Genomic DNA, 23,887 nt, shown 5'->3' on the forward strand with positions numbered 1-23,887 from the left:
GCTTCGCTCACTCACATGGTCACCTTCATCTCGGCCACGGCGGTGAGCGCACCCTTGATCACCGCTAGATCGTCGGAACTCAGATTGGCCCGCGCGGTCAACCGCAGGCAAGAGCGGCCGGCCGGTACCGAGGGCGGCCGGAAGCATCCGACCCGCACCCCGTGTTCCGCACAGATGACGGCGGCCCGAAGCGCCGTCTCGGGTTGGCCGAGCACGATCGGGACGACCGCACCCGCCGGATCGTTGGTCTCCAGACCGAGGTCGCGGGCCAGGGCGGCCAGCTCCTTCGCTCTGGTGAGCACGTGTCCGGGCAGTTCGGGCTGATTGTGAAGGATATCTAGCGCGGCGAGTGCGGCGGCCACGCTCCCCGGCGCGAGAGCGGTGTCGAAGATGAAGGAACGGCCCGTGTTTATCAGGGTTTCGATGACCTCGGGAGCGCCGAGGACGGCCCCGCCCTGGGAACCGAGGGATTTGGAGAGTGTGACCGTTCTCACAACGGTCCGCTCCCCGGCCAGGCCCGCCGCGTGTGCCGCCCCCCGTCCTCCGAACCCGAGGATCCCCAAAGAGTGCGCCTCGTCGACCACCAGCAGCGCGCCCTGCCGTACGGCCGCCGCGTGCAGTTCGGCCAGCGGGGCCAGGTCCCCGTCGACGGAGAAGAGCGCGTCGGTGACCACGATCGCGTGCTCGGTGTCCCGGCCGGCGAGCGCCTTCTCCACGGCCGTCACGTCCCGGTGCGGGGTGACCGTCACGGGGGAGCGCGACAGACGGCAGGCGTCCACGATCGAGGCGTGGTTACCCGCGTCCGAGACCACCAGGGCGTCGCGGCCGAGCGCCGTGACGGCCGCCAGGTTGGCCAGGTACCCGGAGGAGAACACCAGGGCGCCCTCCGCGCGGGCGAAGGCGGCCAGCCGTTCCTCAAGGCGGGCGTGCAGCACGGTCGAACCGGTCACGAGGCGGGAGCCGGTCGCACCCGTTCCCCATTCGAAGGCCGCCGCGGAGGCGGCCTCGGCGAGCCGCCGGTCCCCGGCGAGCCCGAGATAGTCGTTCGAGGCCAGATCGACCAGGTCGTCGTCGGAGGCCCGGGCACGCAGGACCCGTCTGAGTCCCGCGGCCTCCCGCGCCACCGCGGCGGTCCGGAAGCGCGCCAGCGGATCGGGCCCATGTGTCATGGGGGCATTTTCCCAATGTGGTGTGCCCGATTCGCGTTCGGCCCCTCAAACCACGCATGATGCACGAGTGCCGACTCTAAGCGACCTGGCGGTTCGTCACACCGCGCTCGACGACGCGGACCTTGAGTGGATGCACTCACTGGTCTCCGACTGGCAGCTTCTGGCCGACCTGTCGTTCGCCGACCTCATCCTGTGGATCCCCCTCAGGGAGGGCACCGGCTGGATCGCGGTCGCCCAGATGCGGCCGACCACGGGCCCGACCGTCTATCACGACGACATCGTGGGGATGACGGCGGCCAAGGGCGAACGGGCGCTCATCGACACCGCCTGGAACGAGAGGCGCATCTGCCGGGAGGGCGACCCCGACTGGTCGAGCGGAGTGCCGGTGCGCGAGGAGACCATCCCGGTACGGCGCGCCGACCACTTCATCGGCGTGATCCAGCGCTCGACGAACCTCTCCTCCGCGCGCACCCCGTCACGGCTCGAACTCACCTACCTGCAGAGCGCCTCCGACCTGGCCCAGATGGTCGCCGAGGGACGTTTCCCCTTCTCCGGCGCCGAGCCGATCCTGGTCCGCTCCCCGCGTGTCGGCGACGGACTGCTCAGGCTCGACCGTGCGGGGCGGGTCACCTACGCCTCGCCCAACGCCCTGTCCGCCTACCGCAGGCTGGGGCTCAACGCGGACCTGGTCGGTGCCGAGCTCGGCCGTACCACGGCGAACCTGTGCTACTCCGACGAGCCCATCAACGAGAACCTGATGATCGTGGCCAGCGGCCGGGAACCGAGGGAGACCGAGGTCGAGTCGGGCGGGACGGTCGTGCAGCTACGGGCGATCCCGCTGGTCGTGGGGGGCGGGCGCATCGGCGCGCTGGTGCTCATCCGCGACGTGACGGAGCTGCGTCGCCGCGAGCGGGAACTGATGACCAAGGACGCGACCATCAGGGAGATCCACCACCGGGTCAAGAACAACCTGCAGACGGTGGCCGCGCTGCTGCGGCTGCAGGCCAGGCGGTTGCAACTGCCGGAGGGGCGGGAGGCGCTGGAGGAGGCGGTGCGCAGGGTCGGCTCGATCGCGATCGTGCACGAGACGCTGTCCCACACACCCGAGGAACAGGTCGACTTCGACGACATCGCCGACCGGGTGATCGCGATGACAGGGGAGGTCGCCGCACCCGAGGCACAGGTGGTGCCGCGCCGGATCGGGACGTTCGGGGTACTGCGCTCGGAGATCGCGACGCCGCTGGCGATGGTTCTCACCGAGCTGCTGCAGAACGCGGTCCAGCACGGTCTCGCCCAGCGTCCCGGGAAGCTTCAGGTGATCGTCGAGCGAGGTGCCGACCGGCTTGACGTGATCGTCTCCGATGACGGCAACGGCCTGCCGGAGAACTTCGACCTGGAGTCGTCGACCAGCCTCGGCCTGCAGATCGTACGGACGCTCGTCGTCGGCGAACTGTCGGGCAGGCTGGCGATCGAACCTCGTCAGGGCGGTGGCACCGAGGTCACGCTGAGCATTCCCCTCCCCGTGGCCTGAGACCGTGGCATGAGGTCACGGTTCGAGCCCGGGGGGAGGGGCGCGCGGGAGTCGTCGCCTGGTTTGCTAAGGTTCTGTCGGATCGCTGAGATTCAGGCGCTGACACGGGTGCGGACGCGTGCCGTGCGACGCTTGAGGGCGCGGCGTTCGTCCTCGCTCATGCCGCCCCAGACACCGGCGTCCTGACCGGACTCCAGCGCCCACTTCAGGCAGGCCTCGCTGACGTTACAGGTGCGGCAGACCTGCTTGGCCTCTTCGATCTGCATCAGGGCGGGGCCGGTGTTGCCGATCGGGAAGAAAAGCTCGGGGTCCACGTCACGGCAGGCGGCTCGGTGGCGCCAGTCCATGCGTCCACTCCTTCGGATGAGGAGCCCTTGCTTCGGCTCCGGCGGTGTACTTTGTGAAGACTTTCACTAACCAGCGCGAACGATCGCCCGAGCCTGGTTCGGTTCGGGGTTGCGTTCACTAGATCGCCGGTGGCCCAAGAGCGATGTCTCCGCTCAAAGGTCCTACGTTCCGACGTCAATGTTGAGATTGTCAGCCACGCTCAGTACATGCAAGAGGTTTGGGAGAAGGTTTTGCCTGATATGCATGTCGGATGCGTCACACGATGACCGGATGTAACTGGTCATACCACCACTTGTAACGCCTTCGGGATGGAGCGGAACGTTACCCGCTCAACCTCTCCCAGATAGTCACCATCAAGCTGAAAGGCCACGGGGCGCAGGGCGCTCACCGTGAACTCCCGTTCGTCATGGAGTTGTACCAGGTGGCGGCCGGTGGGGAGGGTCTCACGCACCCCGATGATCTGGGGCATCAGATGGCACATCGTGACGGGGTCGAGCCGCTGCAACCCCAGCAGGTCCAGGCCGGTCTCGAAACTCGCCCACGGCGTCGGGCAGACCGGACGGGAGCCCACGTAGGTCCAGGGTGAGGTGTTGGAGACGATCGCCATGAAGAGGTCGTCCGCAGGAGGCACCTCGGGCCCCTCGACGCTCATGGGCGCCTGCCGCCTGTCCGTCGACAGATAGTGGTGCAGAGCCGTGTTCACATAGCGGGCGGGCGTGGCCTTGCGCCCCGCGCCCCGCAGCCCCTCGACGGCCCTGATCACCTCGGCGTCGTACCCGAGCCCGCTGCAGAAGGTGAAGTATCTGCGCCGGCCGTTCCAGATGGCCTGGCCCAGTCCGACGGTCCTGCGTCTGTCGTCACGCAGGGCCTCAAGGATCGCGCCGACCGCCTCGACCGGGTCGTTGGGCAGCCCCAGCGCCCGCGCGAAGACGTTGGCGCTGCCGCCGGGGATCGTCAGCAGCGCGGGACGGTTCACCGCGCCCCCGCTCACACCGTCGTCCACGGCACCGTCATCGGACGAATCTTCCCGACGGGCCGTCTCGGCGTCGCCACCCTCCACGGCTTCCCCGGTGATGTCGGCGATGCCAGGGGCGTCGAGCAGGCCGTTGACGGCCTCGTTGACGGTCCCGTCGCCGCCGAGCACGGCGACCACGTCGAAACCGGAGCCATGGGCCTCGCGGGACAGATGGGCCGCGTGCCCCCGGTACTGGGTCTCCTCGACGGTCAGATCCACCGTCGCGCCCAGCGCCCTGATCAGCACGTCCCGCGTCCGCTGGTTCGTCGTGGTGGCCTTGGGGTTCACCAGGAGCATCGCTCGCATAACGCCAGCGTATCCGCCGCGACCACGGCCACGGCGGCAGAGAAGGGCGAGATGTCCCGGCGATAGGCTTTGGCTGTGTCGAACCCCGTGTCGAACCAGCGTCCGCTCACTCTCACCGTCGCAGCCGTCGTCATGGCGCTCGAAGGCGTCGTCACCGTGCTGCTCGGCGGTTACGTCGGAGTCGAGACGGTCATCGGGCAGCCCTCTGACGTGGTGAGCTCGGCCTTCGTCGCCGGTTTCGGCATCCTGCTCGGGGCCGCGCTGATCTGGGTGGCCCTGGGCATGCTGAGGACCGAGCGATGGTCCAGGAGCCCCGGAGTGCTCGCCCAGATCTTCGCCGTCGTCGTGGGCGTCACGCTGATCCAGTCCGACCAGCGGACGATCGGCATCCCGCTGATCACCGTGGCAGTGATCGGACTGGTCGCGCTGCTGTCACCCCCGACGACCCAGGCGCTCTACGGAGAGCACCGGGACGGCGTCTAGTCCTCCGCCGTCAGCCCCTCGCGGAGCTGAGCCAGGGTCCTGGCCAGCAGCCGGGACACGTGCATCTGGGAGATGCCCAGCTCGGTGGCGATCTGCGACTGCGTCATGTTGCCGAAGAAACGCAGCAGAAGGATGCGCTTCTCGCGGGGCGGCAGCCGTTCGAGAAGGGGCTTGAGCGACTCGCGGTACTCGACGCCCTCAAGGGAGTCGTCCACGATGCCGAGGGAGTCGGCGACCGCGGGCGCGTCGTCGTCACCGGAGTCGGGCGCGTCGAGGGAGACCGTGGAGTAGGCGTTGGCCGACTCAAGCCCCTCAAGCACCTCCTCCTCGGTCATCTTCAGGAACGAGGCCAGCTCTCCGACGGTCGGGGCACGCCCCTCGCGCTGGGACAGCTCGCTGATCGCCTTGGTGAGCGAGAGCTTCAGCTCCTGCAGACGGCGCGGCACACGGACCGCCCAGCCCTTGTCACGGAAGTGACGTTTGATCTCGCCCACGATCGTCGGGGTGGCGTAGGTGGAGAACTCCACCCCACGGGCGAGGTCGAAGCGGTCGATCGACTTGATCAGACCGATGGTCGCGACCTGGGTGAGGTCGTCGAGCCACTCACCCCGGTTGCGGAACCGGCGGGCGAGGTACTCCACGAGAGGCAGGTGGAGCTCGACGAGCTCGTCACGGATGCGCTGGCGCCGTGAGTCGTCGGGGGTCAACTCCGCCAGTTCCGCGAAAAGCAGGCGCGCGCGCACCCGGTCGGGCACCGCGTGGTCGCTGGCGGCCATGGCACGAGTCCTTTCCGTCACGCCGGCCTCGCCGCGCCCCGGCGCTTACGTAGCACGATCGCCATACGGTCGGGGGAGTCGGTCACGGCATCCACGTCGTCGGCAAGCGCGGTGAGCACCATCCAGGCGAAGTCATCACGTTTCGGCGCGGCGCTGCCGACCGTGCTGACCTCGACGCTGACCTGCATCAGCTGCCCGGTCAGCTCGAACTCGGCCGTCAGGTCGGTGCCGGGAACGGCCTGGGTCAGCAGCATCGCGCACGCCTCGTCGACCGCGATCCGAAGGTCCTCGATCTCGTCAAGCGTGAAGTCCAGCCGCGCGGCCAGCCCGGCGGTTGCCGTACGCAGCACGGACAGATAGGCACTCGCGGCCGGCAGCCGGACGCTGACCACGTCACGGATTCCGCCCATGTCGACCGCGGGTGTCTCGGTGTGTTCGGTCACGTTCCTCCTCGCAGAGTCGCTGACTGCAACTTACAGCCCCACGGCGGTGGTTGGCCCGCTTGGACTCGCGATCCGGGTGATTTAGCACCTCAAGAACACTTTAAGACACCGAATGGGCTCTAAGAACAGGTCAGGCCCCGTGTGGTCGCACCCCACACGAGGCCTGGACGTGTCGATCACCGGGCTTTCTGGCTCAGGCGGCCTTGGTCGCCCAGAAGATCTTGGAGATCTCGTCGATCTTGGCCAGGAGCTCGTCCGCCTGGGCCACCTCGACGGTGCCCTTGCCGCCCGCGGCGCCCGCGAGCTTGGTGGCCTCCCAGAACAGCTGGTGCAGCTGGGGGTAGGCCTCCAGGTGCGGGGGCTTGAAGTAGTCGGTCCACAGCACCCACAGGTGGTGCTTGACCAGCTCGGCCCGCTGCTCCTTGATGATCAGTGCGCGAGTGCGGAAGACCGGGTCCTCGTTCGCGTTGTACTTCTCGATGATGGCTTTGACTGACTCGGCCTCGATGCGGGCCTGTGCCGGGTCGTACACGCCGCACGGCAGGTCGCAGTGCGCGGACGCGACGAGCCTGGGCCGCAGAAGTCGTGCAAGCATCGGAAAGTCCTTCCTTGATGCTGAGATCAACATGGTCCGTTACCGACCTTACTCGCCTTCAAATGCCGTATGGGATGGGGTTGAGATCCGTGAGAGTGCGTGTCGAGGGAGATTCCATGCTGCCCGTGCTGCGCCCCGGCGACTGGCTGTGGGTACGGCGTGGCGCTCCCGTCAGCGCCGGGGATCTGGTGGTGGCCAGGCTCCCCTCGGACCCGTCGCTGCTCATCGTCAAACGGGCCGCCTGGCGTGAGGGGGAGGACTGGTGGCTGGAGAGCGAGAACCAGCGCGCCTCGGGCCGCAGGGACAGCTGGGACTTCGGCGCGGTGCCCCCCTCGTCACTGGTCGGCCGGGTGGCGCTGCGTTACTGGCCGCCGCCCTTCCTGCGGGCCCGGTAGGCGGCGACGTTCGCCCTGCTGGCGCAACGCTCGGAGCAGTAACGCCTCGACCGGTTCGAGGAGGTGTCCAGGAAGGCCCGTCTGCAGGGGGCCGCCTGACAGAGGCCGAGCCTGCTCACCCCCAGGTCGGTCACCAGGGTGGCCAGGCCCATCACGGCCCCGGCGGCGTACTGGTCGGCCGCCCGGCCGCCCTCGGTGAGGTGCATGTGCCAGTGCTGGCCGTCGTGCCCGGAGATCTGCGGCTGTACGGGATGCCGGATCAGCAAGGAGTTGAGCCGGTCGACCACGTCGGCCTCGTCACCGGCCTGCGCCGACTCGAAGACGGCGGTCAGCTCCGCGCGCAGGTCCCGCAGGGCGTCGAGGTCGCCGCGGGTGAGGCGGCAGCCGGGCCGGTGACGCCCGCTCTCCTCCAGCAGCGCGCGCAGGCCGTCCAGACCGGCCAGCCGGTCCGGGTTGTTGATCAGTAGTACGGCCAGCTCGGCGTAGGAGGTCAGATCCATCGGACTGTTCCGTCGTGGTGGGTGATGACGACAGTCGTGGTGAGCGACGACGATCGGAGCCGCATCCTACAGGCGTGGCCGGACCGTCACCATGTAACGAAAGAGGCCCCTCGTCATGTAACGAAAGTGAGTGGCCCCTGTCCCCTGGTGGGAGGCCTCCCTGTGGCAGAATCGAGCAACGGGTGACCCCCGTACCCCTCCGACGGCCCCACGAGCAGGCCCCGAGCGACTACCGAAGCCGGGCCAGGCCCGCGGCGGCCGTCTACGAAGGACCAATCCGTCTGAGTCTGACTGAACACAGGGGTCGCTGTGGCTGTCACGCCATCTTCCATCTCTCTAGAATCCCTCGATCTCGATCCGGCCTTCGCCCTGCACCGCGGGGGCAAGCTGGAGGTCCGCTCGACCGTCCCCGTCCGCGACGCCGGTGACCTGGCCCTGGCCTACACACCTGGAGTCGCGAAGGTCTGCAGCGCGATCGCCGACGAGCCCGACCTCGTCAACGACTACACCTGGGTCTCCAACGTGGTCGCCGTCGTCTCCGACGGCACCGCCGTGCTCGGCCTCGGAGACATCGGCCCCGCGGCCGCCATGCCGGTCATGGAGGGCAAGGCCCTGCTGTTCAAGCAGTTCGCCGGGGTCGACGCGGTGCCGATCTGCATCAGCTGCACCGGTGTCGACGAGATCGTCGAGACCGTCGCCCGCCTCGCCCCCTCCTTCGGAGGCGTCAACCTGGAGGACATCAGCGCCCCCAGGTGCTTCGAGGTCGAGGACCGGCTGCGCGAACTGCTGGACATCCCCGTCTTCCACGACGACCAGCACGGCACCGCGATCGTCGTGCTCGCGGCGCTGAAGAACGCCGCGCGGCTGACCGGGCGCTCGCTGGGAGACCTGCGGGCCGTGGTCGCGGGAGCGGGCGCCTCGGGGATCGCCGTGAGCCGCATCCTCCTCAACGCCGGCATCGGGGACATCGCGGTGGCCGACTCCAAGGGCCTCATCCACGAGGGCCGCGAGGGGCTCAACCCGGTCAAGGAGGCCCTGGCGCGGGACACCAACAGGGCGGGCCTGCGCGGCTCGACCGAGTCCGCGCTGGCCGGGGCCGACGTGTTCGTCGGGCTCTCCGGATCGACCGTCTCCGAGGAGGCCGTCGCCTCGATGGCGAAAGACTCCATCGTCTTCGCGCTGTCCAACCCGACCCCCGAGGTCCACCCGGAGGTCGCCAGGAGGCACGCCCACGTGGTGGCGACCGGCCGCTCCGACTTCCCCAACCAGATCAACAACGTGCTCGCCTTCCCCGGCGTCTTCCGCGGGGCACTCGATGTCCGCGCCACGGCCATCACCGAGAACATGAAGGTGGCCGCCGCCGAGGCGCTGGCCTCCGTCGTCGGTGACGACCTGTCCGCCGACTACGTGATCCCGAGCCCGTTCGACGAGCGGGTCGCCCCCGCGGTCATCGCCGCTGTCTCCGAGCAGGCCCGTCTCGACGGAGTGGCCCGCAGGTAGCGCTTTCCGGTTTCAGGCCCGTTTCGTCCGGGTCAGTCCTTCCATGTCCGCCGGCCGGGGTCTGCACAGGTCACCCCCTTCCAGATCCACCGGCGGAACACCCTCGTGGGGACGCCTCTCGCCCGATCGGCGAGGGGCGTTTTTTGGTTTGCGAATCCATGAGCGATGTTCACGGAATGTGCTATAAAAATGGCGTTCCGTTACCTGCTCAGGTGAGAGGCATGCGGGGCGGTTGCCGGTGGCCGTCACAGACGGCCGTGTCTCCCATGCTCAGACGGTTCTCGCGGTGAGGAGAGCAATGGAACGCGAGCCGAACCGCGCACTTCAGCGGCTCATCATCGAGTCGGGCTTCACCCACAAGGGGCTGGCCCGCAGGCTCAACGACCTCGGGGTGACCCGCGGTCTGTCCGGCCTGAAGTACGACCACAGCTCCGTGCTGCGCTGGATCGGTGGCCAACGACCCAGAGGCCCCGTCCCCATGCTGCTCGCGGAGATCTTCTCCCTCCGGCTTGGCAGGGCGGTCGGCGTCGAAGATCTCGGCCTGCCCGCCGTCTCCACCCCCACAGATCTGGGGCAGGAGTTCACTCACACGTGGCAGGAAGGGATCGCGACCGTGACAGCACTGTGGCGCGGGGACGTAGAAAGACGCAGGTTCCTGCTCGACTCAACCTTCGCGATCGGCGCGGGTTCGACCGGGGCTCTGCGCTGGTTGACCCTGCCCGTCGAGGAGCACCCCACGGCCAACGGTCCCCGCCGGGTCGGCATGGCCGACATCGCCGCGATCAAGGAGGTCACCCGGTCGTTCGGCGAACTCGACAACAGGTTCGGCGGCGGCAGGGTCAGATCGGCGGTCGTGAAATATCTCGACACAGCCGTCGCCCCACTGCTCGGTGAGGGCTCCTACGCCGAGACGACCGGCAGGGCGCTGGCGTCGGCCGCGGCCGAGCTGACCAGGCTCGCCGGGTGGATGGCCTACGACCTGGAGCAGCACGGCCTGGCCCAGCGCTACCTGATCCAGGCGCTGCGGCTGGCCAGGGGGGCCGGTGACCACGGACTGGGCGGAGAGATCCTCGCGGGAATGAGCCACCAGGCCCTGTACATCGGCCAGCCCGCCCACGCCCTCGACCTGGCCAGGGCCGCCCAGCTCTCGGCCCGCCGCGCCGGGGTCTACGCCCTGCTGGCCGAGGCCCACGTGGTCGAGGCCCACGCCCACGCACTCCTTGAGGACCGCCCGGCGTGCGGGGCCGCCCTGCACGAGGCGGAACTGGCCTTCGACAGGCGTGAGACAGGGGAGCGGCCCGACTGGATCGCCTACTTCGACGAGGCCTACCTGTCGGCCAAGTTCGCCCACTGCTTCCGCGACCTGGGCGACGGCGCGGCGGCCGTACGGCACGCGCGGCGGTCCCTGGACATGGACGGCCGCTATGTCAGGGGGCGGATGTTCAACCTGGCGTTGCTGGCGGCGGGACTGCTGCAGCGCGGGGAACTGGAACACGCCTGCGTCGCGGCGTCCGAGGCGCTGGACCTCGCTACGGGGCTGCAGTCGGCACGGACCCGGTCCTACGTGGCCGACCTGCGCCGCAGGCTGGCCCCCTTCGCCGGGAACAGGACGGTCGCCGAACTGGACGTGCGGGCCGGAGATCTCGTCTCCGTCACGTGAGCCGAACCTGACAGGAACCCTGACAGGGTACGGCCGGCGAACTCGTGCGGACTTTACAGCGGACATGACAAAGGGGCCCGGTTGCGCACACCGGGCCCCTCTGCGGTGGAGCTGGGTGAGTCAGGGGTTTGGACCCCCTGACTCGGAGACCGTCAGGTCCCTAACGGCTTACTTGTAGATCTCGCCGTTCGGGCCAACGATCTTGCCGGACCAGACAGCGGCGGCCTTCTTGTAGATGTCGGCGGTCTCGCCGTCGAAGTAGGCCGAGGTGATCAGGTCGTAGCGGCCGTTCTTGTCCTGGTCGCCGAACTGGCTGGTGACGCCGTTGACGTAGCCAAGACGCTTGTTGTTGTTGTACTTCAGGACCCAGGGGCCACCGTCGGCGCCGGGGGTGAGAGCACCCTTGACGCCGATGTGCTCCTCGATCTTCTGCGCGGCCGAGACGTACACCTTGCCGGTGGTCTTGCCGTACACCCACTTCGGCGTCACGCCGGTGAAGGGCTTGTCGCCGTCGGGGTGCGGGCCCTCGGGGTAGCCGAAGACGAAGACGGCCTGGCCGGTCTTCTGGTTCCACGCGAAGCCCTGGCCGCCGACGTTGTCACCGAGGCGACCGGCGTCCTTGGACAGCTCGATGAAGTAGCCGTAGTCCTTGATGAAGTACTTGGCGTCAGAGCCGGCGATGACCCACTGCTTCACGTAGTAGCGGGTGATCGTCCACTGGCCGGTCTTGGGGTCCTGAGCCTTCTTGCCGGGACCCGCGTACTTGTCGTACTCCTCCTTGGAGACGATAACGGTCTCCGTGAAGGCCTTGGCGCCCGGCTTGATGGTGGTGACGTCAGCAGCCCCGGTGTAGGTGCCCTCGCTGACCTCCCTGGGGAGGTAGGCGCCACGCTTGTCGTCCGGACCGGTGGTCTGCGGGTCAACCTTGTCGACGACCTCACCGGCGTTGCCGGTGGTGCCAATCCACTTCTCGTACTCTTCCTTGGTGACCTGCTTCTTCTCTTCCTTGGTCCACTTCGAACCAACGAAGGACTTGAACTCGTTCTCGGTGACGCGCTTGACGCCGCCGGAGAAGACGCCGTTGTAGACGGTGACGAACGCGTAGTCGCGGTCGTAGTCCTCGTAGACGTCGAAGTCGTAGTGCGTCCAGGCGGTCTTACCGACGTAGATGCCGTAGGGGGTCTTGCCCTGGTAGTAACCCGGGACGAACACCCAGTTCTTCAGCACGTCAGCGTCGCCGACACCGGCGGTGTCGTAGACGTTGTGGGCGGCGGTGACGACCAGGTTGCGGTACTTCGACTGGATCGAAGCGCCGGAGGCCCAGCGGTTCTTGCCCTGCTTGTCAGTCCAGAAGACCTTACCGATGTTCTTCGGCAGGTTGATGTTCTTGACCTTGGTGGGGACGACCTTCTCCTCGCCCGTCGGCAGCACGGCGCCCGGCTTGCCGTCGGGGGAGTAACCGCCACCGGACTTCCAGGAGGTGGGGGCGGCGTCGTGGTAGTACGCGGTCGCGCTCTTCAGGGCGGCGTTGTTCGACGCGCTCCAGTAGTCAACGACCGAGATCGCGTCGGCGTTGTTGGCGGCCAGCGGGTCGGTCGCCCAGTCCGGGGCGGCCTGGGCGGTGCCGGCCAGACCAGCGGCCAGCAGACCGGAGGCGAGAACGGCGCCACCGGCCGGGAGGAGGATGCGCTTCAAGGGAACTCCTTGGTCTGATGTGGAACGCATCTTGCGTCCCATGCGTCAGTAAAGGGATAGCCAGGAACATACAGTGTCGATCTTGAAGAGCGGAAGCCGGTTGGCGAGGCTGCGAAGCGCCCAAACCTCCCGATATCATTCTGTTACCTTTATGGGGCCATGTCGCCCCCATGGCGCCTGTAGGTGATCTACGGTGTTTTTGCAGATCAACTTGAATTTGTTGCCGGTGTGACTGAAGTGGCGTGTTCGTCCTAATACTTTCCGTTACCGGACTGATGTGATGCAGATCACATCAGTCTGATGGCACCGAATCCGGGAAATTCACGTCTAACACTTCCGGTCGGTGGCCCGGGGAACGGCTCTCCGGCGACATCTCGGGCTCGAGATGAGGCGGGAACCATGATCGTGAGCGTTCCCGCTGAGGTTTTCCGGGCATGACAAAGGGACCCGGTGTGCGCACACCGGGCCCCTCTGTGGTGGAGCTGGGTGAGTCAGGGGTTTGGACCCCCTGACTCGGAGACCGTCAGGTCCCTAACGGCTTACTTGTAGAGCTCGCCGTTCGGGCCAACGATCCTGCCGGACCAGACGTTCGCGGCCTTCTTGTAGATGTCGGCGGTCTCGCCGTCGAAGTAGGCCGAGGTGATCAGGTCGTAGCGGCCGTTGCCGTCCTGGTCGCCGAACTGGCTGGTGACGCCGTTGACGTAGCCAAGACGCTTGTTGTTGTTGTACTTCAGGACCCAGGGGCCACCGTCGGCGCCGGGGGTGAGAGCACCCTTGACGCCGATGTGCTCCTCGATCTTCTGCGCGGCCGAGACGTACACCTTGCCGGAGGTCTTGCCGTACACCCACTTCGGCGTGATGCCGGTGAAGGGCTTGTCACCGTCGGGGTGCGGGCCCTCGGGGTAGCCGAAGATGAAGACGGCCTGGCCGGTCTTCTGGTTCCACGCGAAGCCCTGGCCGCCGACGTTGTCACCGAGGCGACCGGCGTCCTTGGACAGCTCGATGAAGAACTGGTTGTCCTTGACGATGTACTTGGCGTCAGAGCCGGCGATGACCCACTGCTTCACGTAGTAGCGGGTGATGACCCACTGCCCGTTGTCCTTCTTCTCGACGTAGCAGAGGCTGTGCTCCTGGGCGTACTTCTCAGCCTCCTCCTTCGACGCGACGATGGTCTCGGTGAAGGCCTGGGCGCCCGGCTTGACGACGGCGGGGCCGCCGATGCCAGCAGCCTGCAGGTAGGCGTTCCTGCTGACTTCCTTGGGCGCGTAGGTGCCGCGCTTGTCGTCCGGGCCGGTGATCTGCGGGTCGACCTTGGCGATGACCTCACCGGCGTTGCCGGTGGTGCCGACCCACTTCTCGTACTCTTCCTTGGTGACCGAGGCCTTCTTCTCCTCGACCCACTTCGGACCGGTGAAGGACTTGTACTCGTTCTCGGTGACGCGCTTGATGCCGCCGGAGAAGACGCCGTTGTAGACGGTGACGAACGCGTAGTCGCGGTCGTAGTCCTCGTAGACGTCGAAGTCGTAGTGCGTCCAGGCGGTCTTACCGACGTAGATGCCGTAGGGGGTCTTGCCCTGGTAGTAACCCGGGACGAACACCCAGTTCTTCAGCACCTCGGCGTCGCCGACACCGGCGGTGTCGTAGACGTTGTGGGCGGCGGTGACGACCAGGTTGCGGTACTTCGACTGGATCGAAGCGCCGGAGGCCCAGCGGTTGTTGCCCTGCTTGTCGGTCCAGAAGACCTTACCGATGTTCTTCGGCAGGTTGATGTTCTTGACCTTGGTGGGGACGACCTTCTCCTCGCCCGTCGGCAGCACGGCGCCCGGCTTGCCGTCGGGGGAGTAACCGCCACCGGACTTCCAGCCCTTGGCGGAAGCGTCGTGGTAGTAGGCGGTCGCCTTCTTCAGGGCCTCGTTGTCGGACGCGGTCCAGTAGTTGACGACAGAAGTCGCGGCAGCGTTGTTGGCGGCCAGCGGGTCGGTCGCCCAGTCCGGGGCGGCCTGGGCGGTGCCGGCCAGACCGGCGGCCAGCATGCCGGAGGCGAGAACGGCGCCACCGGCCGGGAGGAGGATGCGCTTCAAGGGAACTCCTTGGTCTGATGTGGGACGCATCTTGCGTCCCAAGCGTCAGTAAAGGGATAGCCAGAAACATACAGGGGCGATCTTCGTAAGCGGAAGCTGCTCCGCTAAGTAAAGTCGCCGGTCAACCCGTCAGGGATCGTTCCAAAGAGGGATGGTGGGGGTGGGGTGCCTGTTGCTGTTGTGAGGCATATGGACTGTTTTTGCAGATCAGTGAGATGGCGGTGTGGGTGGTGAAGATCCTTGGTGGACCGATCCCAAGTTGGGGTGCCCCGATCTCGTGTGACGCAGATCACATTTTTCGATGGCACCAAATCGGCCTGAACTACGTCTAACGCGCCCATAGTCAATCCGTCGTGGAATCGTCACTCACTGAAATATGGACAAAAAGGACGCGAGGCCCGGCGGGTGCCGGGCCTCGCGTCGTGTGAGGAGAGAAAAACCTCGGGTTCTAGCGGTAGAGCTCCCCGTTGGGGCCGACGATCTTGCCGGACCAGACGTTGGAGGCCTTCTTGTAGATGTCGGCGGTCTCGCCGTCGAAGTACGGCGAGGTGATCAGGTCGTAACGGTTGTTCTTGTCCTGGTCGCCGAAGAGGCTGGTGACGCCGTTGACGTAGCCGAGACGCTTGGCGTTGCTGTACCTGACGAGCCAGGGGCCACCGTCGGCGCCGGGGGTGAGGGCGGCCTTGAGGCCCACGTGCTCCTCGACCTTCTCGGCGGGCGAGACGTAGACCTTGCCGGTGGTCTTGCCGTACACCCACTTCGGCGTCACGCCGGTGTAGGGCTTGTCACCATCGGGGTGCGGGGCCTGGGGGTAGCCGAAGACGTACACGCCCTGGCCGGTCCGCTGGTTCCAGGTGAAGCCCTGGCCGCCGACGTTGTCGCCGAGGCGGCCGGCGTCCCTGGACAGGCCGATGAAGAAGTTGCCGCCCTTGGTCCACTTGGGGCCGGTGAACTTGTCGTACTCGTTCCTGGTGACCTTCTTCTCGCCGTTGGCGAGGACGCCGTTGTAGACGGTGACGAACGCGTAGTCGCGGTCGTAGTCCTCGTAGACGTCGAAGTCGTAGTGCGTCCAGGCGACCTTGCCGACGTAGATGCCCCAGGGAGCCTTGCCCTGGTAGTAGCCCGGGACGAAGACCCACCTGTCGAGGACCTGGGGATCGCCGTTGCCCGCGGTGTCGTAGACGTTGTGGGCGGCGGTGACGACCAGGTTGCGGTACTTCGACTGCACCGAGGTGGCCGACGCCCACTTCGGACGCCCACTGGCGTCGACCCAGAACACCTTGCCGATGGTCCTGGGCAGGTTGATGTTCTTGGCGGTGGCGGGGGTGGCCCGCTCCTCACCGATGGGGAGGACGGAGCCGGGCTTACCGTCGGGAGAGTAGCCGCCGCCGGACTTCCAGGAAGGCGGAGTGCTGTCGTGGTAGTAAGCCGTGGCGTTCTTCAGGGCGGCGTTGTTCGACGCGGTCCAGTAATCGACGACGGAGACCGCCGCGGCGTTGTTGACAGCCATCGGGTCAGTGGCCCAGTCCGGGGCGGCCTGGGCGGTACCGGCCAGGCCGGCGGCCAGCAGACCGGCGGAGGCGACGGTGCCGACGACGGGAAGGAGGATGCGCTTCAAGACTGCTCCTTGCGCTGCTTGAGTGCAGGCATCGGAATCAGGGGACGACAGAAACCTATGCAGACAGGTAAGAGTAAAGCTTGATATAAGGCTGCCTTAAGTCCCTTTTAAGGTAGCCATAAGGTTCCTATAAGGTTCAGAAAGCGCGCTGGCGGTCGGCGTACTCGTAGACGACATAGGTCGACTGAATGAAGTACGGAGAGGAGATGCGGTCGTACTTCTTGTCGGTGTCGGTGTCCCAGGCGAAGCTGTTGACGCCGTTCAGATAGCCGACGCCCTGGTCAGGATCGTAGTAGATCAACCAGGGTCCGCCGCTCGCTCCACCGGTGAACGTGCAGCCCAGCGAGACGCCCATCTCGACCAGACGGGTCGGCGCCTTGGTCTGGTAGGTGCGCCCGTCGCACCACAGCATCCGTTGCCCGTCGTACGGCCTGCTGCCGTCGATGTTGGGGGCGGCCGGATAGCCGAAGGCGAAGACGGACAGCCCGACACCGCGGTTGACCATCAGGCCCTGGCCGCCGACGTTGTCCTCCAGGCTGCCGACCGACTCCATCTGGTAGGTGTTCGCCGCCTTGCCGGGCTTCCACACGAACCCGTCGTGCACCGTCACGAAGGCGTAGTCGTAGTCGTAGTCACCCTGGGCGGTGAAGTTCTCGTGCAGGTTGAGCGAGTGGCCGACGTAGATGCCGTACGGCGTCTTGCCCTGGTCGTAGCCCGGGATGAAGATCCAGTAGTCGGCGTGCCTGTTCCGCTTGGGGTCGAAGGCGCAGTGTCCGGCCGTGGCGACCAGGTGGCGGTTCTTCGAGGCGACGGCCGAGGCGGAGCACCAGTACTCCTTGTCGCCGATCTTGAAGAAGACCTTGCCCACGGTGCGGGGGAGGTTGCTGTTCGATGACTGCTTCTTCGTCGGCACGGCGGGGCTGACGACCGGAGAGGAGGCCTTGGGGTTGCTGTAGGTGACGGCCTTCACCGCCGTGCCGCCGCTGGCCGTACCGGTGGGGGTCGGGGAGACCGGGGCAGAGGAGGCCTTGCTGCCGTCGCTGGGCTTGACCTCGGGGGTGGCGGGGTTGTTGTTCTGGGCCTGCTTGAGCTTGGCCGGGCTCCAGTACTCCGCGATCCGCTTCACATCCGCGTTGGTCTTGGTCAGCGTGATGGAGGTGATACTGCCCGCCGTCGCCTTCTCGGCCTGGGCGCTCACGGCGCCCGCGCTCCCGGTGAACGCGGACATGACGAGCACGCCGGAGGCCACGAGGGCGCTCAGGGGGGCCGTCAACCGCCTCACGCGGGGGGACATGGCGGGTGTTCCCTTCTGGGATCAAGGGGAAAAGTTGGTCGTAAGGGGTGATTTTTCCAGATCGATTTGGTTTTGGGCAGTTCGGTGGGGTGATCTACTTCGAGGTCTTAGACGTGAGGTTTTGTAGTCCTCCTTGAAAGAGTATGCATCTTCGGACATAAACCCCTTGTCAGACGGGGGAAGACCCGCCATCGGCGGGTCTTCCCGTTCACGGTGTCTGTCCTCAGACGGGAAGCTTCCCGGTCCAGAGGTTGGCCGCGTACTTGTAGATGCCGTAGGTCTCACCGTTGAAGTACGGGGTGGTGACCCGGTCGTAACGGCCGTTCTTGTCACTGTCGAGCGTCAGGCTCACGACGCCGTTGAGGTAACCGGTCCGCTTGCTGCTCTTGTACTGCAGCAGGAACGGGCCGCCGCTGGCGCCGGGGGTGAAGGCGCACTTGATGGCCTGCTGCTCCTCGGCCTTGAACTGTGCCACGACCGGAGCCGCGCCGGTCGCGCCGTAGCACCACTTCATGGTGTGACCGCTGTAGGGCTTGTCACCGTCGAGGTGGGCCGCGGCCGGGTAACCGAACGTGAAGATCTTCTTGCCGGTCCGCTGGTTCCAGCTGAAGCCCTGGCCACCGACGTTGTCGCCGAGGCGGCCCGCGTCGGCGAAGGTCTTGATGTAGAACTTCGTGATGTAGAACTCGGCGTCCTTGCCGGGGATGACCCAGCGCTTCACGTAGGAGTGCTCGATCTTCCACTGCCCCGTCTTGTCGTCGCGGAAGACGCGTCCCGGGTGGGTGGTGTTCGAAGCGGCCTCGTACTCCTTGGCCTCGGCCTCGGAGACGACCTCGATCGTCTGGTAAGCCTGGGCGCCGATCTTGATGGTGGAGGGGCCGCCGATCTTCGCGGCCTCCTTCCACGCCTCGTTGTCGACTTCCTCCGGGGCGTAGAGGCCGCGCTTGTCCTCGGGGCCGGTGATCTGCGCGGCGACGGCGTCCTTGGCGAATCCGACGCCGCCGTAGCGGCCGATCCACTCCTCGTAGGTCTCCTTGGACACCTTGGTGTCCTCGGTGTACTTGAGGCCGGTGTACTTGTCGAACTCCGCCTTCTTGACTTCCCTGGCGCCGGTCTGCTTGACGCCGTTGTAGACGTTGACGAACGCGTAGTCGTAGTCGTAGTCCTCGTAGACGTCGAAGTCGTAGTGGACGTTGACCTTGGAGCCGACGTAGATGCCCCAGGGAGCCTTGCCCTGGTAGTAGCCGGGGATGAACACGAAGTTGTTGTAAGGCTTGTTCGTGTCGGTGTCGTAGACACAGTGACCCGCGGTGGCGACCAGGTTGCGGTACTTCGACTGCACCGAGGTGCCGGAGCACCAACGCTCCTGGCCCTTGTCGTCGAGGAAGAAGACCTTGCCGACGGTGATGGGAAGGTTCAGGTTCTTGGACCTGCCCGCGCTCTTGCCGCTCTCACCGGTGGGGGCGACGTTTCCGGCCTTGCCGTCGGCGGAGGCTCGCGAGGCGCCGGTCTTGAGCTTGGCGGAGACGGTGCCCTCGGAGGTGTACGTCTTGGCCGACTTCAGCTTGGAGGGGGTCCAGTAGCCCGCGATGGCCTTCGCGTTGCCGGAGGCGGCCAAGGTGATCGTCTTGCGGTCCGGAGCGGCCTGAGCTGAGGACGCGAGAGTCGCACTGACCATGGAGGTGGCCACGACGGCACCGCCAAGGGGGAGGATCAGGTGCTTTGCTCGGAAGTTCAATCTAGCTCCTTCTTTGTCATGGGTCACTCGGGACGCAACCCACGCATGCGTAAAGAGACAAGTGCTGACCGTACTAGGCAAAGAACGGTTAAAAGACAACAAAACGGACATCACAGGGTACCGTTATGTTTTCGTTATCAAACGGATGGAACCGAATTCGCAAGATCGGCGTCTGATCTCTCCCGCTTTGAATGTGCCGGAAGCCGGCGTCTGTGCCGGGCTGTGAGCTGCGAAAACGGGAGAGTCGGTCGTTGCCGGGGCGGGACGGGTGCGGGAGGCTGAGCCGCACCTGGCGTCACGCGACATTCGGGGGAATCCTTGCGACGTCTCATCGGCCTGGCAGCTGCCGGGTTCCTGGCCCTGCCCTTGTCCGGGTCCCTGTTCGGTACGGCCTCCGCCTCGCCGCCCCATGGGTCCGACCGGGCGGCGAACGCGCCGGTCGGGTCCGGCCCGCCGTACCCGGGAGAGGTGGTGCCGATCGTCCCCGGGCCGGTCAGGCCGGGCGGGGACCGGCCGCCGAACCGGGTCAGGACGTTCCTGCTCACCTTCGCCCGTGGCGAGAGTCCGACGCCGGTCCTCCGGCACGTTCTGCTCATGTGCGACCCGCCGCAGGGCACGCACTCCGATCCGGTGGCGGCGTGCGGCGCACTGGTCGCGGCCAAGGGGGACCCGGGTGCGCTCACGCCCCTGTCCGGCGTGGTCTGTACGACCCGGTACGACCCGGTCACGGTGACCGCCACCGGGACCTGGGATGGAAGGTTTGTCCGATTCGTTAAGACCTACGGCAACGACTGCTCGCTGTACGCCGCGACCGGTGCGGTCTTCTCCTTCGGGGAGCGCTCCAAGTCCTGAACGGGGTCCGGTCTCCACGGCCGGGTCCCGTACGGAAAGTCCTGACTCGGAAAAGGCCGTTCCGCTGTCCTGAAAAGAAAAGGGGCGGCCTTACCCGGCGGTTGACGTGGAACGGTTCAGCACGGCCGTGCGGTGGGTGGATCCGCAGGTGAGAGGCCTGTCCATCACATCATGGGAAACTCCGGCAACACCGGTTCCCCCTGCTTCTCCGGTGTCCGTGGAAACAATGGGCCGCCGGAATCACGGACCTCCCGGTGTCATGAAGCGGTGACACATCGGTTCCGATTCGTGATCGAGATGATCTAGGCGTGGGCGTCAAACGCCGCCGAAGATGGACGAAAGCCGTAATTTCGTGAAGGCAGTCTGAACGTGGCCGGGGATCCGAACGACGTCATCGAGTCCAAGGGGCCCGCGGGCCCCAGGCGCTGGGTCGGGATCGCGGTGCTGGCCGCGCTCGTGGTCGTCCCGGTCGTCAGCCTGCTGGCCAGCAGGGATCCCGGGCTCCCGCCCGTCCCCGACACGGGGGCCACCACCTCGGGCGCCGTCTCGGCACCGGTGGCCGCGTCGGCCCCCACCAACGTGCTCCACCCCAAGCCACGCCGCAAGGGCGGCAAGGAGATCCTGGACGTCGTCTTCCCCGACGGCACGAAGGCCGAGATCGGCTATCCCGCGGAGCTCGGCCTGGCCGAACTGGGTGTACGGCCCGCCCTCGGCGGCTGGCTCGACGGCTACTTCAGCCTGTACCGGGAGCTGACCGTTCCCCCGGGAGGGCGCGACGAGATCGCCCAGGGCGGCCCCATGATCCGTGAGCTGGCCGGCCAGAGCACCCTCTGGCAGTCGGCGAGCCCCACCGAGGGGCAGATCATGCTGTTCGACTTCACTCCCTGGTACGTCACCTTGCGCGACCAGAGGAACGGGATGACCTTCGAACAGCGGCAGCTCTGGGCCGAGAACCTGCGCGGTGAGGTGACGAAGGACGGCTACCTCGTGCTGAAGGCCTCCTCCCCCGTACGGCTGGGCAAGTCCGGGCAGATCTTCAGAGGCGGACTCGCCGGGCCGCGGCTGTGGTTCGGCGGATTCGGCGGGCCACTGGTCGTGGTCGCGCCCATGCCGGGCTGCGACACCGCCGGGATCGGCCCGATCGAAGCGGGGCAGGGCGTCTCGGAGAGCGTCTGTAAGAACGGGATATACGTCGCGGCCTCCGGGGAACGCGACATCGTGGAGCGGGTGATCGCCGGAGTCAGGGGTAAACCGGTTCGGTAGGGTGCGGCCATGTTCGCCGTAACCGCCACCCGGATCGACCCGGAGGACCCGCTCGCCGGGCTCACACTCGGGCAGCGCCCCGACCCCGAGACGCCGGACGGCTGGACCGTCGTCACGGTGCGGGCTGCCGCGCTCAACCACCACGACCTGTGGACGCTCAAAGGCGTGGGAATCCGTCAGGAGAGGCTGCCGATCGTCCTCGGCTGCGACGCCGCGGGTGTCGACGAGGACGGCAACGAGGTCATCGTGCACGCGGTGATCGGGAAGGGAGCCGACGAGACACTCGACCCAGGAAGGTCGCTGCTCTCCGAGGTCCACGACGGCACCTTCGCCGAGCGGGTGGCCGTACCCCGGCGGAACCTGGTGCCCAAACCCGCCGCGCTCAGCTTCGAGGAGGCCGCCTGCCTGCCGACCGCGTGGCTGACCGCCTACCGGATGCTGTTCGAGAAGGCGGGGCTGGAACCCGGTTCGACGGTGCTGGTCCAGGGGGCCGGCGGCGGTGTCGCGACCGCACTGATCGTCCTGGGCCGGGCGGGCGGCTACCGGGTCTGGGCCACCAGCCGGTCGGAGAAGAAGCGGCTGCACGCCCTGGCTCTCGGCGCCGACCAGGTCTTCGACAGCGGCGCCCGGCTGCCGGAGCGGGTGGACGCGGTGATGGAGACCGTCGGCCAGGCCACCTGGGCGCACTCGCTCAAGGCGCTGCGCCCGGGTGGCCGGATCGTCGTCTCGGGGGCCACCAGCGGAGCCGTACCGCCCGCCGACCTCAACCGGGTCTTCTTCCTGCAGCTTTCCGTGGTCGGTTCCACCATGGGCACCCGTGACCAGTTGGGCAGGCTGGCCCGCCTCCTGGAGCAGACCGGTGTCCGGCCGACGATCGACCGGGTGCTCCCGATGACCGAGGCCCGCGCGGGGTTCGCGGCCCTGCGGGACGGGGACGTCTTCGGAAAGATCGTCTTCACCCTGCCGGGCTGAAGCCCGCTCAGGCCGAAGCCCGCCGGGCTGAGGACCGCTGGACCGAATCCCGCCCGGCTGAGCCGTACCCGGTCGGGCCGCGCGGGTCAGCGTAGGGCGTCGCGGATACGACGGGCCGCGTCGTAGAGCGCGTCCTGCGCGGTGGCCAGTGTCTCCTCGGTCACCCGTCCCGCCGCCGTGTCCTGACGGACCTCCTGGACGAACTCGGCAAGCATCTGCCCGAGCTGGTCGTCGGCCTCGGCGGGGCCGTGGCCGGTGAAGCTCTCCGCCCAGTGCCGCTTCCACTCGTGTTTCCACTCGTGGGCCTGGCGCTTCCACTCATGCTTCTGCCGTCGCCACTCGGCCTTCTGCTCCCGCCAGGACTCGCGCTGCTCCTGCCTGACCTGCTGCTCCTCGTGCCTGACCCCCTGACGCACCTCGCGCGCCATCTGGGTCAGCTCGTCGCGCAGTGACCTGACCGTGTCGCGCACGTCCTCCTTGACCTCGCGGGCGATGTCACGGACCGACTCGGAGATCTCCTGCTCAAGGTCGGCGAGCTCGTCACCCCTGGCCTTCAGCTCCTCCTGACCCTGCTCGGTGAGGGTGAAGACCTTCTTGCCGTTCACCACCTCGTGAGTGACCAGACCCTCCTCCTCCAGACGGGCCAGGCGGGGGTAGATCGTGCCGGGGGAGGGCGAGTAGACGCCGAGGAAGCGGTCCTGGAGCAGCCTGATCACCTCGTAACCGTGGCGCGGGCTCTCCTGGAGCAGCTTGAGGAGGTAGAGACGCAGCCGCCCGTGGCCGAAGACCGGGCTCATGCCAGTGCTCCCTTCAGCAGGGTGACGTCCGCGGAGAGGGTGGTCGCGGCCAGCGAGGCCATGCCCCCGCCGATGCGGCCGCTCAGCGTCTTCGCACCCGGCTGGCTGGTGTGGCGCAGCTCGGCGAAGGCGGTGTTGATCCTGCCCGAGGTCGAACGGATGGTGACGTCGGTCTCGACCGTGGACGGAAGCCTGAGCACGATCTCGCCGGAGACGCTGTTCAGCGTCACATGACCGGTCGGCGGAAGCTCCAGGTCGGCGGTGATCCGGCCGGAGACGGTGGTCGCGCTCAACCGGCGGGGTGTGCCCTGGGCCACGGTCAGCTCACCCGAGACACTCTTGAAGGACAGGTCGCCGACCAGGCCACGGCTCTCCACGGTCCCGGAGACGGTGTCGGCGGTGATCTCGCCGCTCACCCCGTCGAGCACGATCTCGCCGTTCACGCTCTTGACCGAGGTCCGGTTCTCGAAACCGGCGACGACGGCCGAGGCGGAGACCACTCCCGCGCTGACCGGGCAGTCCTTCGGCACGGTCAGGGTCAGGGTGGCCTCCCTGCGCCCCGGCTGCAGCCAGCCGAGCACACCCTCCCACGTCAGATCCTTGTAGGTGACGACGAGCGTGCCGTCGTCGTCGTGGGTGACGATCAACGGCGGGGTGCCGATGTCGGTGACCTCAAGGGTGGGCGGCCCCTCGCTGGCCAGCACCGCCAGCCTCCCCGCCACTATCCGCACGTTGAGCTTGCGCACGGTGTCAAAGGTGAGCTGCTCGGGTTTCTCGATCGTCCACTGCCGCATGTTCGTGACCTCCTTATGGAGACACGATATGTCGCGTTATCGGCAATGGTCAAGATATATCG

23 protein-coding genes are annotated in these 23,887 nt (G+C 67.1%); 9 read left to right on the forward strand and 14 right to left on the reverse strand.

Going from position 1 to position 23,887, the window contains the following annotated elements:
- Nucleotides 1-11 precede the first annotated feature (11 nt).
- Nucleotides 12-1,169 (reverse strand): 8-amino-7-oxononanoate synthase, encoded by a 1,158-nt coding sequence (locus tag ACIBVQ_RS36505; protein ID WP_352015102.1) that lies wholly within the window; start codon nt 1,167-1,169, stop codon nt 12-14.
- 67 nt (nt 1,170-1,236) lie between these two features.
- Between ACIBVQ_RS36505 and ACIBVQ_RS36510 the strand changes: the two genes are divergently transcribed.
- Nucleotides 1,237-2,700 carry a PAS domain-containing sensor histidine kinase gene (locus tag ACIBVQ_RS36510; RefSeq protein ID WP_352015103.1) on the forward strand — a complete coding sequence of 488 codons (1,464 nt, stop codon included), beginning with the start codon at nt 1,237-1,239 and terminating at the stop codon, nt 2,698-2,700.
- A gap of 92 nt (nt 2,701-2,792) precedes the next feature.
- On the opposite strand, the gene ACIBVQ_RS36515 is transcribed toward ACIBVQ_RS36510, so the two are convergent.
- Nucleotides 2,793-3,047: a WhiB family transcriptional regulator gene (locus ACIBVQ_RS36515; RefSeq protein WP_352015104.1), complete on the reverse strand. Its 255-nt coding sequence runs from the start codon at nt 3,045-3,047 to the stop codon at nt 2,793-2,795.
- A gap of 281 nt (nt 3,048-3,328) precedes the next feature.
- Nucleotides 3,329-4,369, reverse strand: a complete 1,041-nt coding sequence (locus ACIBVQ_RS36520; protein WP_352015105.1) for a diacylglycerol kinase family protein — start codon at nt 4,367-4,369, stop codon at nt 3,329-3,331.
- A gap of 75 nt (nt 4,370-4,444) precedes the next feature.
- Here ACIBVQ_RS36520 and ACIBVQ_RS36525 point away from each other — a divergent pair, with 75 nt between their 5' ends.
- Nucleotides 4,445-4,852, forward strand: a complete 408-nt coding sequence (locus tag ACIBVQ_RS36525) for a hypothetical protein (protein WP_362909619.1) — start codon at nt 4,445-4,447, stop codon at nt 4,850-4,852.
- Here ACIBVQ_RS36525 and ACIBVQ_RS36530 read toward each other — a convergent pair.
- The 3 genes from ACIBVQ_RS36530 to sodN all read right to left on the reverse strand — a co-directional run bounded on the left by ACIBVQ_RS36530 (nt 4,849) and on the right by sodN (nt 6,666).
- Nucleotides 4,849-5,628 carry an RNA polymerase sigma factor SigF gene (locus ACIBVQ_RS36530; protein WP_352015107.1) on the reverse strand — a complete coding sequence of 260 codons (780 nt, stop codon included), beginning with the start codon at nt 5,626-5,628 and terminating at the stop codon, nt 4,849-4,851. The genes ACIBVQ_RS36525 and ACIBVQ_RS36530 overlap by 4 nt on opposite strands.
- A gap of 17 nt (nt 5,629-5,645) precedes the next feature.
- Nucleotides 5,646-6,071, reverse strand: coding sequence for an anti-sigma factor (locus ACIBVQ_RS36535; protein WP_386192473.1), 426 nt, complete (start codon nt 6,069-6,071; stop codon nt 5,646-5,648).
- A gap of 193 nt (nt 6,072-6,264) precedes the next feature.
- Nucleotides 6,265-6,666 (reverse strand): superoxide dismutase, Ni, encoded by a 402-nt coding sequence (sodN, locus tag ACIBVQ_RS36540; RefSeq protein ID WP_352015108.1) that lies wholly within the window; start codon nt 6,664-6,666, stop codon nt 6,265-6,267.
- A 74-nt stretch (nt 6,667-6,740) separates the two neighbouring features.
- Between sodN and ACIBVQ_RS36545 the strand changes: the two genes are divergently transcribed.
- The gene (locus ACIBVQ_RS36545; protein ID WP_399183229.1) at nt 6,741-7,061 is read left to right on the forward strand and encodes a S24 family peptidase; all 321 of its coding nucleotides are present in this window, start codon (nt 6,741-6,743) and stop codon (nt 7,059-7,061) included.
- Here ACIBVQ_RS36545 and ACIBVQ_RS36550 read toward each other — a convergent pair.
- A complete protein-coding gene (locus ACIBVQ_RS36550) occupies nt 7,028-7,561 on the reverse strand; it encodes a CGNR zinc finger domain-containing protein (protein ID WP_362909615.1) in 534 nt (177 codons plus the stop codon). The two genes, ACIBVQ_RS36545 and ACIBVQ_RS36550, sit on opposite strands and share 34 nt — an antisense overlap.
- Nucleotides 7,562-7,870: 309 nt before the next feature.
- Here ACIBVQ_RS36550 and ACIBVQ_RS36555 point away from each other — a divergent pair, with 309 nt between their 5' ends.
- Both ACIBVQ_RS36555 and ACIBVQ_RS36560 read left to right on the forward strand, forming a co-directional pair.
- Nucleotides 7,871-9,061 (forward strand): NADP-dependent malic enzyme, encoded by a 1,191-nt coding sequence (locus ACIBVQ_RS36555; protein ID WP_352015111.1) that lies wholly within the window; start codon nt 7,871-7,873, stop codon nt 9,059-9,061.
- Nucleotides 9,062-9,359: 298 nt separating this feature from the next.
- Nucleotides 9,360-10,721: a hypothetical protein gene (locus ACIBVQ_RS36560; protein ID WP_399183231.1), complete on the forward strand. Its 1,362-nt coding sequence runs from the start codon at nt 9,360-9,362 to the stop codon at nt 10,719-10,721.
- A 168-nt stretch (nt 10,722-10,889) separates the two neighbouring features.
- Here the strand turns inward: ACIBVQ_RS36560 and ACIBVQ_RS36565 are convergent, their stop codons facing one another.
- From ACIBVQ_RS36565 to ACIBVQ_RS36585, 5 genes are all read right to left on the reverse strand, one after another.
- Nucleotides 10,890-12,416: a trypsin-like serine peptidase gene (locus ACIBVQ_RS36565; protein ID WP_399183233.1), complete on the reverse strand. Its 1,527-nt coding sequence runs from the start codon at nt 12,414-12,416 to the stop codon at nt 10,890-10,892.
- A 539-nt stretch (nt 12,417-12,955) separates the two neighbouring features.
- Nucleotides 12,956-14,497, reverse strand: coding sequence for a trypsin-like serine peptidase (locus tag ACIBVQ_RS36570; protein ID WP_399183235.1), 1,542 nt, complete (start codon nt 14,495-14,497; stop codon nt 12,956-12,958).
- 448 nt (nt 14,498-14,945) lie between these two features.
- On the reverse strand, nt 14,946-16,115 hold the full coding sequence (locus ACIBVQ_RS36575) for a hypothetical protein (protein ID WP_352015115.1): 1,170 nt from the start codon (nt 16,113-16,115) through the stop codon (nt 14,946-14,948).
- A 136-nt stretch (nt 16,116-16,251) separates the two neighbouring features.
- Entirely contained in the window at nt 16,252-17,409 is a 1,158-nt protein-coding gene (locus ACIBVQ_RS36580) for a serine protease (RefSeq protein WP_352015116.1), read from the reverse strand.
- Between the two features lie 223 nt (nt 17,410-17,632).
- Nucleotides 17,633-19,147 carry a hypothetical protein gene (locus ACIBVQ_RS36585; RefSeq protein ID WP_352015117.1) on the reverse strand — a complete coding sequence of 505 codons (1,515 nt, stop codon included), beginning with the start codon at nt 19,145-19,147 and terminating at the stop codon, nt 17,633-17,635.
- Between the two features lie 61 nt (nt 19,148-19,208).
- Here ACIBVQ_RS36585 and ACIBVQ_RS36590 point away from each other — a divergent pair, with 61 nt between their 5' ends.
- From ACIBVQ_RS36590 to ACIBVQ_RS36605, 4 genes are all read left to right on the forward strand, one after another.
- Entirely contained in the window at nt 19,209-19,373 is a 165-nt protein-coding gene (locus ACIBVQ_RS36590) for a hypothetical protein (RefSeq protein WP_399183238.1), read from the forward strand.
- Between the two features lie 92 nt (nt 19,374-19,465).
- The gene (locus ACIBVQ_RS36595; RefSeq protein WP_399183240.1) at nt 19,466-19,999 is read left to right on the forward strand and encodes an SSI family serine proteinase inhibitor; all 534 of its coding nucleotides are present in this window, start codon (nt 19,466-19,468) and stop codon (nt 19,997-19,999) included.
- 369 nt (nt 20,000-20,368) lie between these two features.
- Nucleotides 20,369-21,262, forward strand: coding sequence for a hypothetical protein (locus ACIBVQ_RS36600; RefSeq protein ID WP_399183242.1), 894 nt, complete (start codon nt 20,369-20,371; stop codon nt 21,260-21,262).
- 9 nt (nt 21,263-21,271) lie between these two features.
- Complete coding sequence (locus ACIBVQ_RS36605; protein ID WP_352015121.1) at nt 21,272-22,234, forward strand: zinc-binding dehydrogenase; 963 nt, start codon at nt 21,272-21,274, stop codon at nt 22,232-22,234.
- A gap of 86 nt (nt 22,235-22,320) precedes the next feature.
- On the opposite strand, the gene ACIBVQ_RS36610 is transcribed toward ACIBVQ_RS36605, so the two are convergent.
- Together ACIBVQ_RS36610 and ACIBVQ_RS36615 are read right to left on the reverse strand one after the other, a co-directional pair.
- Nucleotides 22,321-23,031, reverse strand: a complete 711-nt coding sequence (locus ACIBVQ_RS36610) for a helix-turn-helix transcriptional regulator (protein ID WP_362909600.1) — start codon at nt 23,029-23,031, stop codon at nt 22,321-22,323.
- Nucleotides 23,028-23,825, reverse strand: a complete 798-nt coding sequence (locus ACIBVQ_RS36615) for a DUF4097 family beta strand repeat-containing protein (protein ID WP_352015123.1) — start codon at nt 23,823-23,825, stop codon at nt 23,028-23,030. The genes ACIBVQ_RS36610 and ACIBVQ_RS36615 overlap by 4 nt, the downstream gene beginning before the upstream one ends.
- Between the last annotated feature and the right edge of the window lie 62 nt (nt 23,826-23,887).

It is taken from the genome of Streptosporangium sp. NPDC049376 (assembly GCF_044466505.1).
GTDB lineage: Bacteria > Actinomycetota > Actinomycetes > Streptosporangiales > Streptosporangiaceae > Streptosporangium.

Excerpts from the sequence above, each read along its gene's own strand:
- ACIBVQ_RS36545 (WP_399183229.1), top strand. The coding sequence starts at position 6,741 with ATGGGGTTGAGATCCGTGAGAGTGCGTGTCGAGGGAGATTCCATGCTG.
- ACIBVQ_RS36560 (WP_399183231.1), top strand. The coding sequence starts at position 9,360 with ATGGAACGCGAGCCGAACCGCGCACTTCAGCGGCTCATCATCGAGTCG.
- ACIBVQ_RS36610 (WP_362909600.1), bottom strand. The coding sequence starts at position 23,031 with ATGAGCCCGGTCTTCGGCCACGGGCGGCTGCGTCTCTACCTCCTCAAG.
- sodN (WP_352015108.1), bottom strand. The coding sequence starts at position 6,666 with ATGCTTGCACGACTTCTGCGGCCCAGGCTCGTCGCGTCCGCGCACTGC.
- ACIBVQ_RS36505 (WP_352015102.1), bottom strand. The coding sequence starts at position 1,169 with ATGACACATGGGCCCGATCCGCTGGCGCGCTTCCGGACCGCCGCGGTG.
- ACIBVQ_RS36605 (WP_352015121.1), top strand. The coding sequence starts at position 21,272 with ATGTTCGCCGTAACCGCCACCCGGATCGACCCGGAGGACCCGCTCGCC.
- ACIBVQ_RS36580 (WP_352015116.1), bottom strand. The coding sequence starts at position 17,409 with ATGTCCCCCCGCGTGAGGCGGTTGACGGCCCCCCTGAGCGCCCTCGTG.
- ACIBVQ_RS36515 (WP_352015104.1), bottom strand. The coding sequence starts at position 3,047 with ATGGACTGGCGCCACCGAGCCGCCTGCCGTGACGTGGACCCCGAGCTT.
- ACIBVQ_RS36615 (WP_352015123.1), bottom strand. The coding sequence starts at position 23,825 with ATGCGGCAGTGGACGATCGAGAAACCCGAGCAGCTCACCTTTGACACC.
- ACIBVQ_RS36550 (WP_362909615.1), bottom strand. The coding sequence starts at position 7,561 with ATGGATCTGACCTCCTACGCCGAGCTGGCCGTACTACTGATCAACAAC.
- ACIBVQ_RS36520 (WP_352015105.1), bottom strand. The coding sequence starts at position 4,369 with ATGCGAGCGATGCTCCTGGTGAACCCCAAGGCCACCACGACGAACCAG.
- ACIBVQ_RS36530 (WP_352015107.1), bottom strand. The coding sequence starts at position 5,628 with ATGGCCGCCAGCGACCACGCGGTGCCCGACCGGGTGCGCGCGCGCCTG.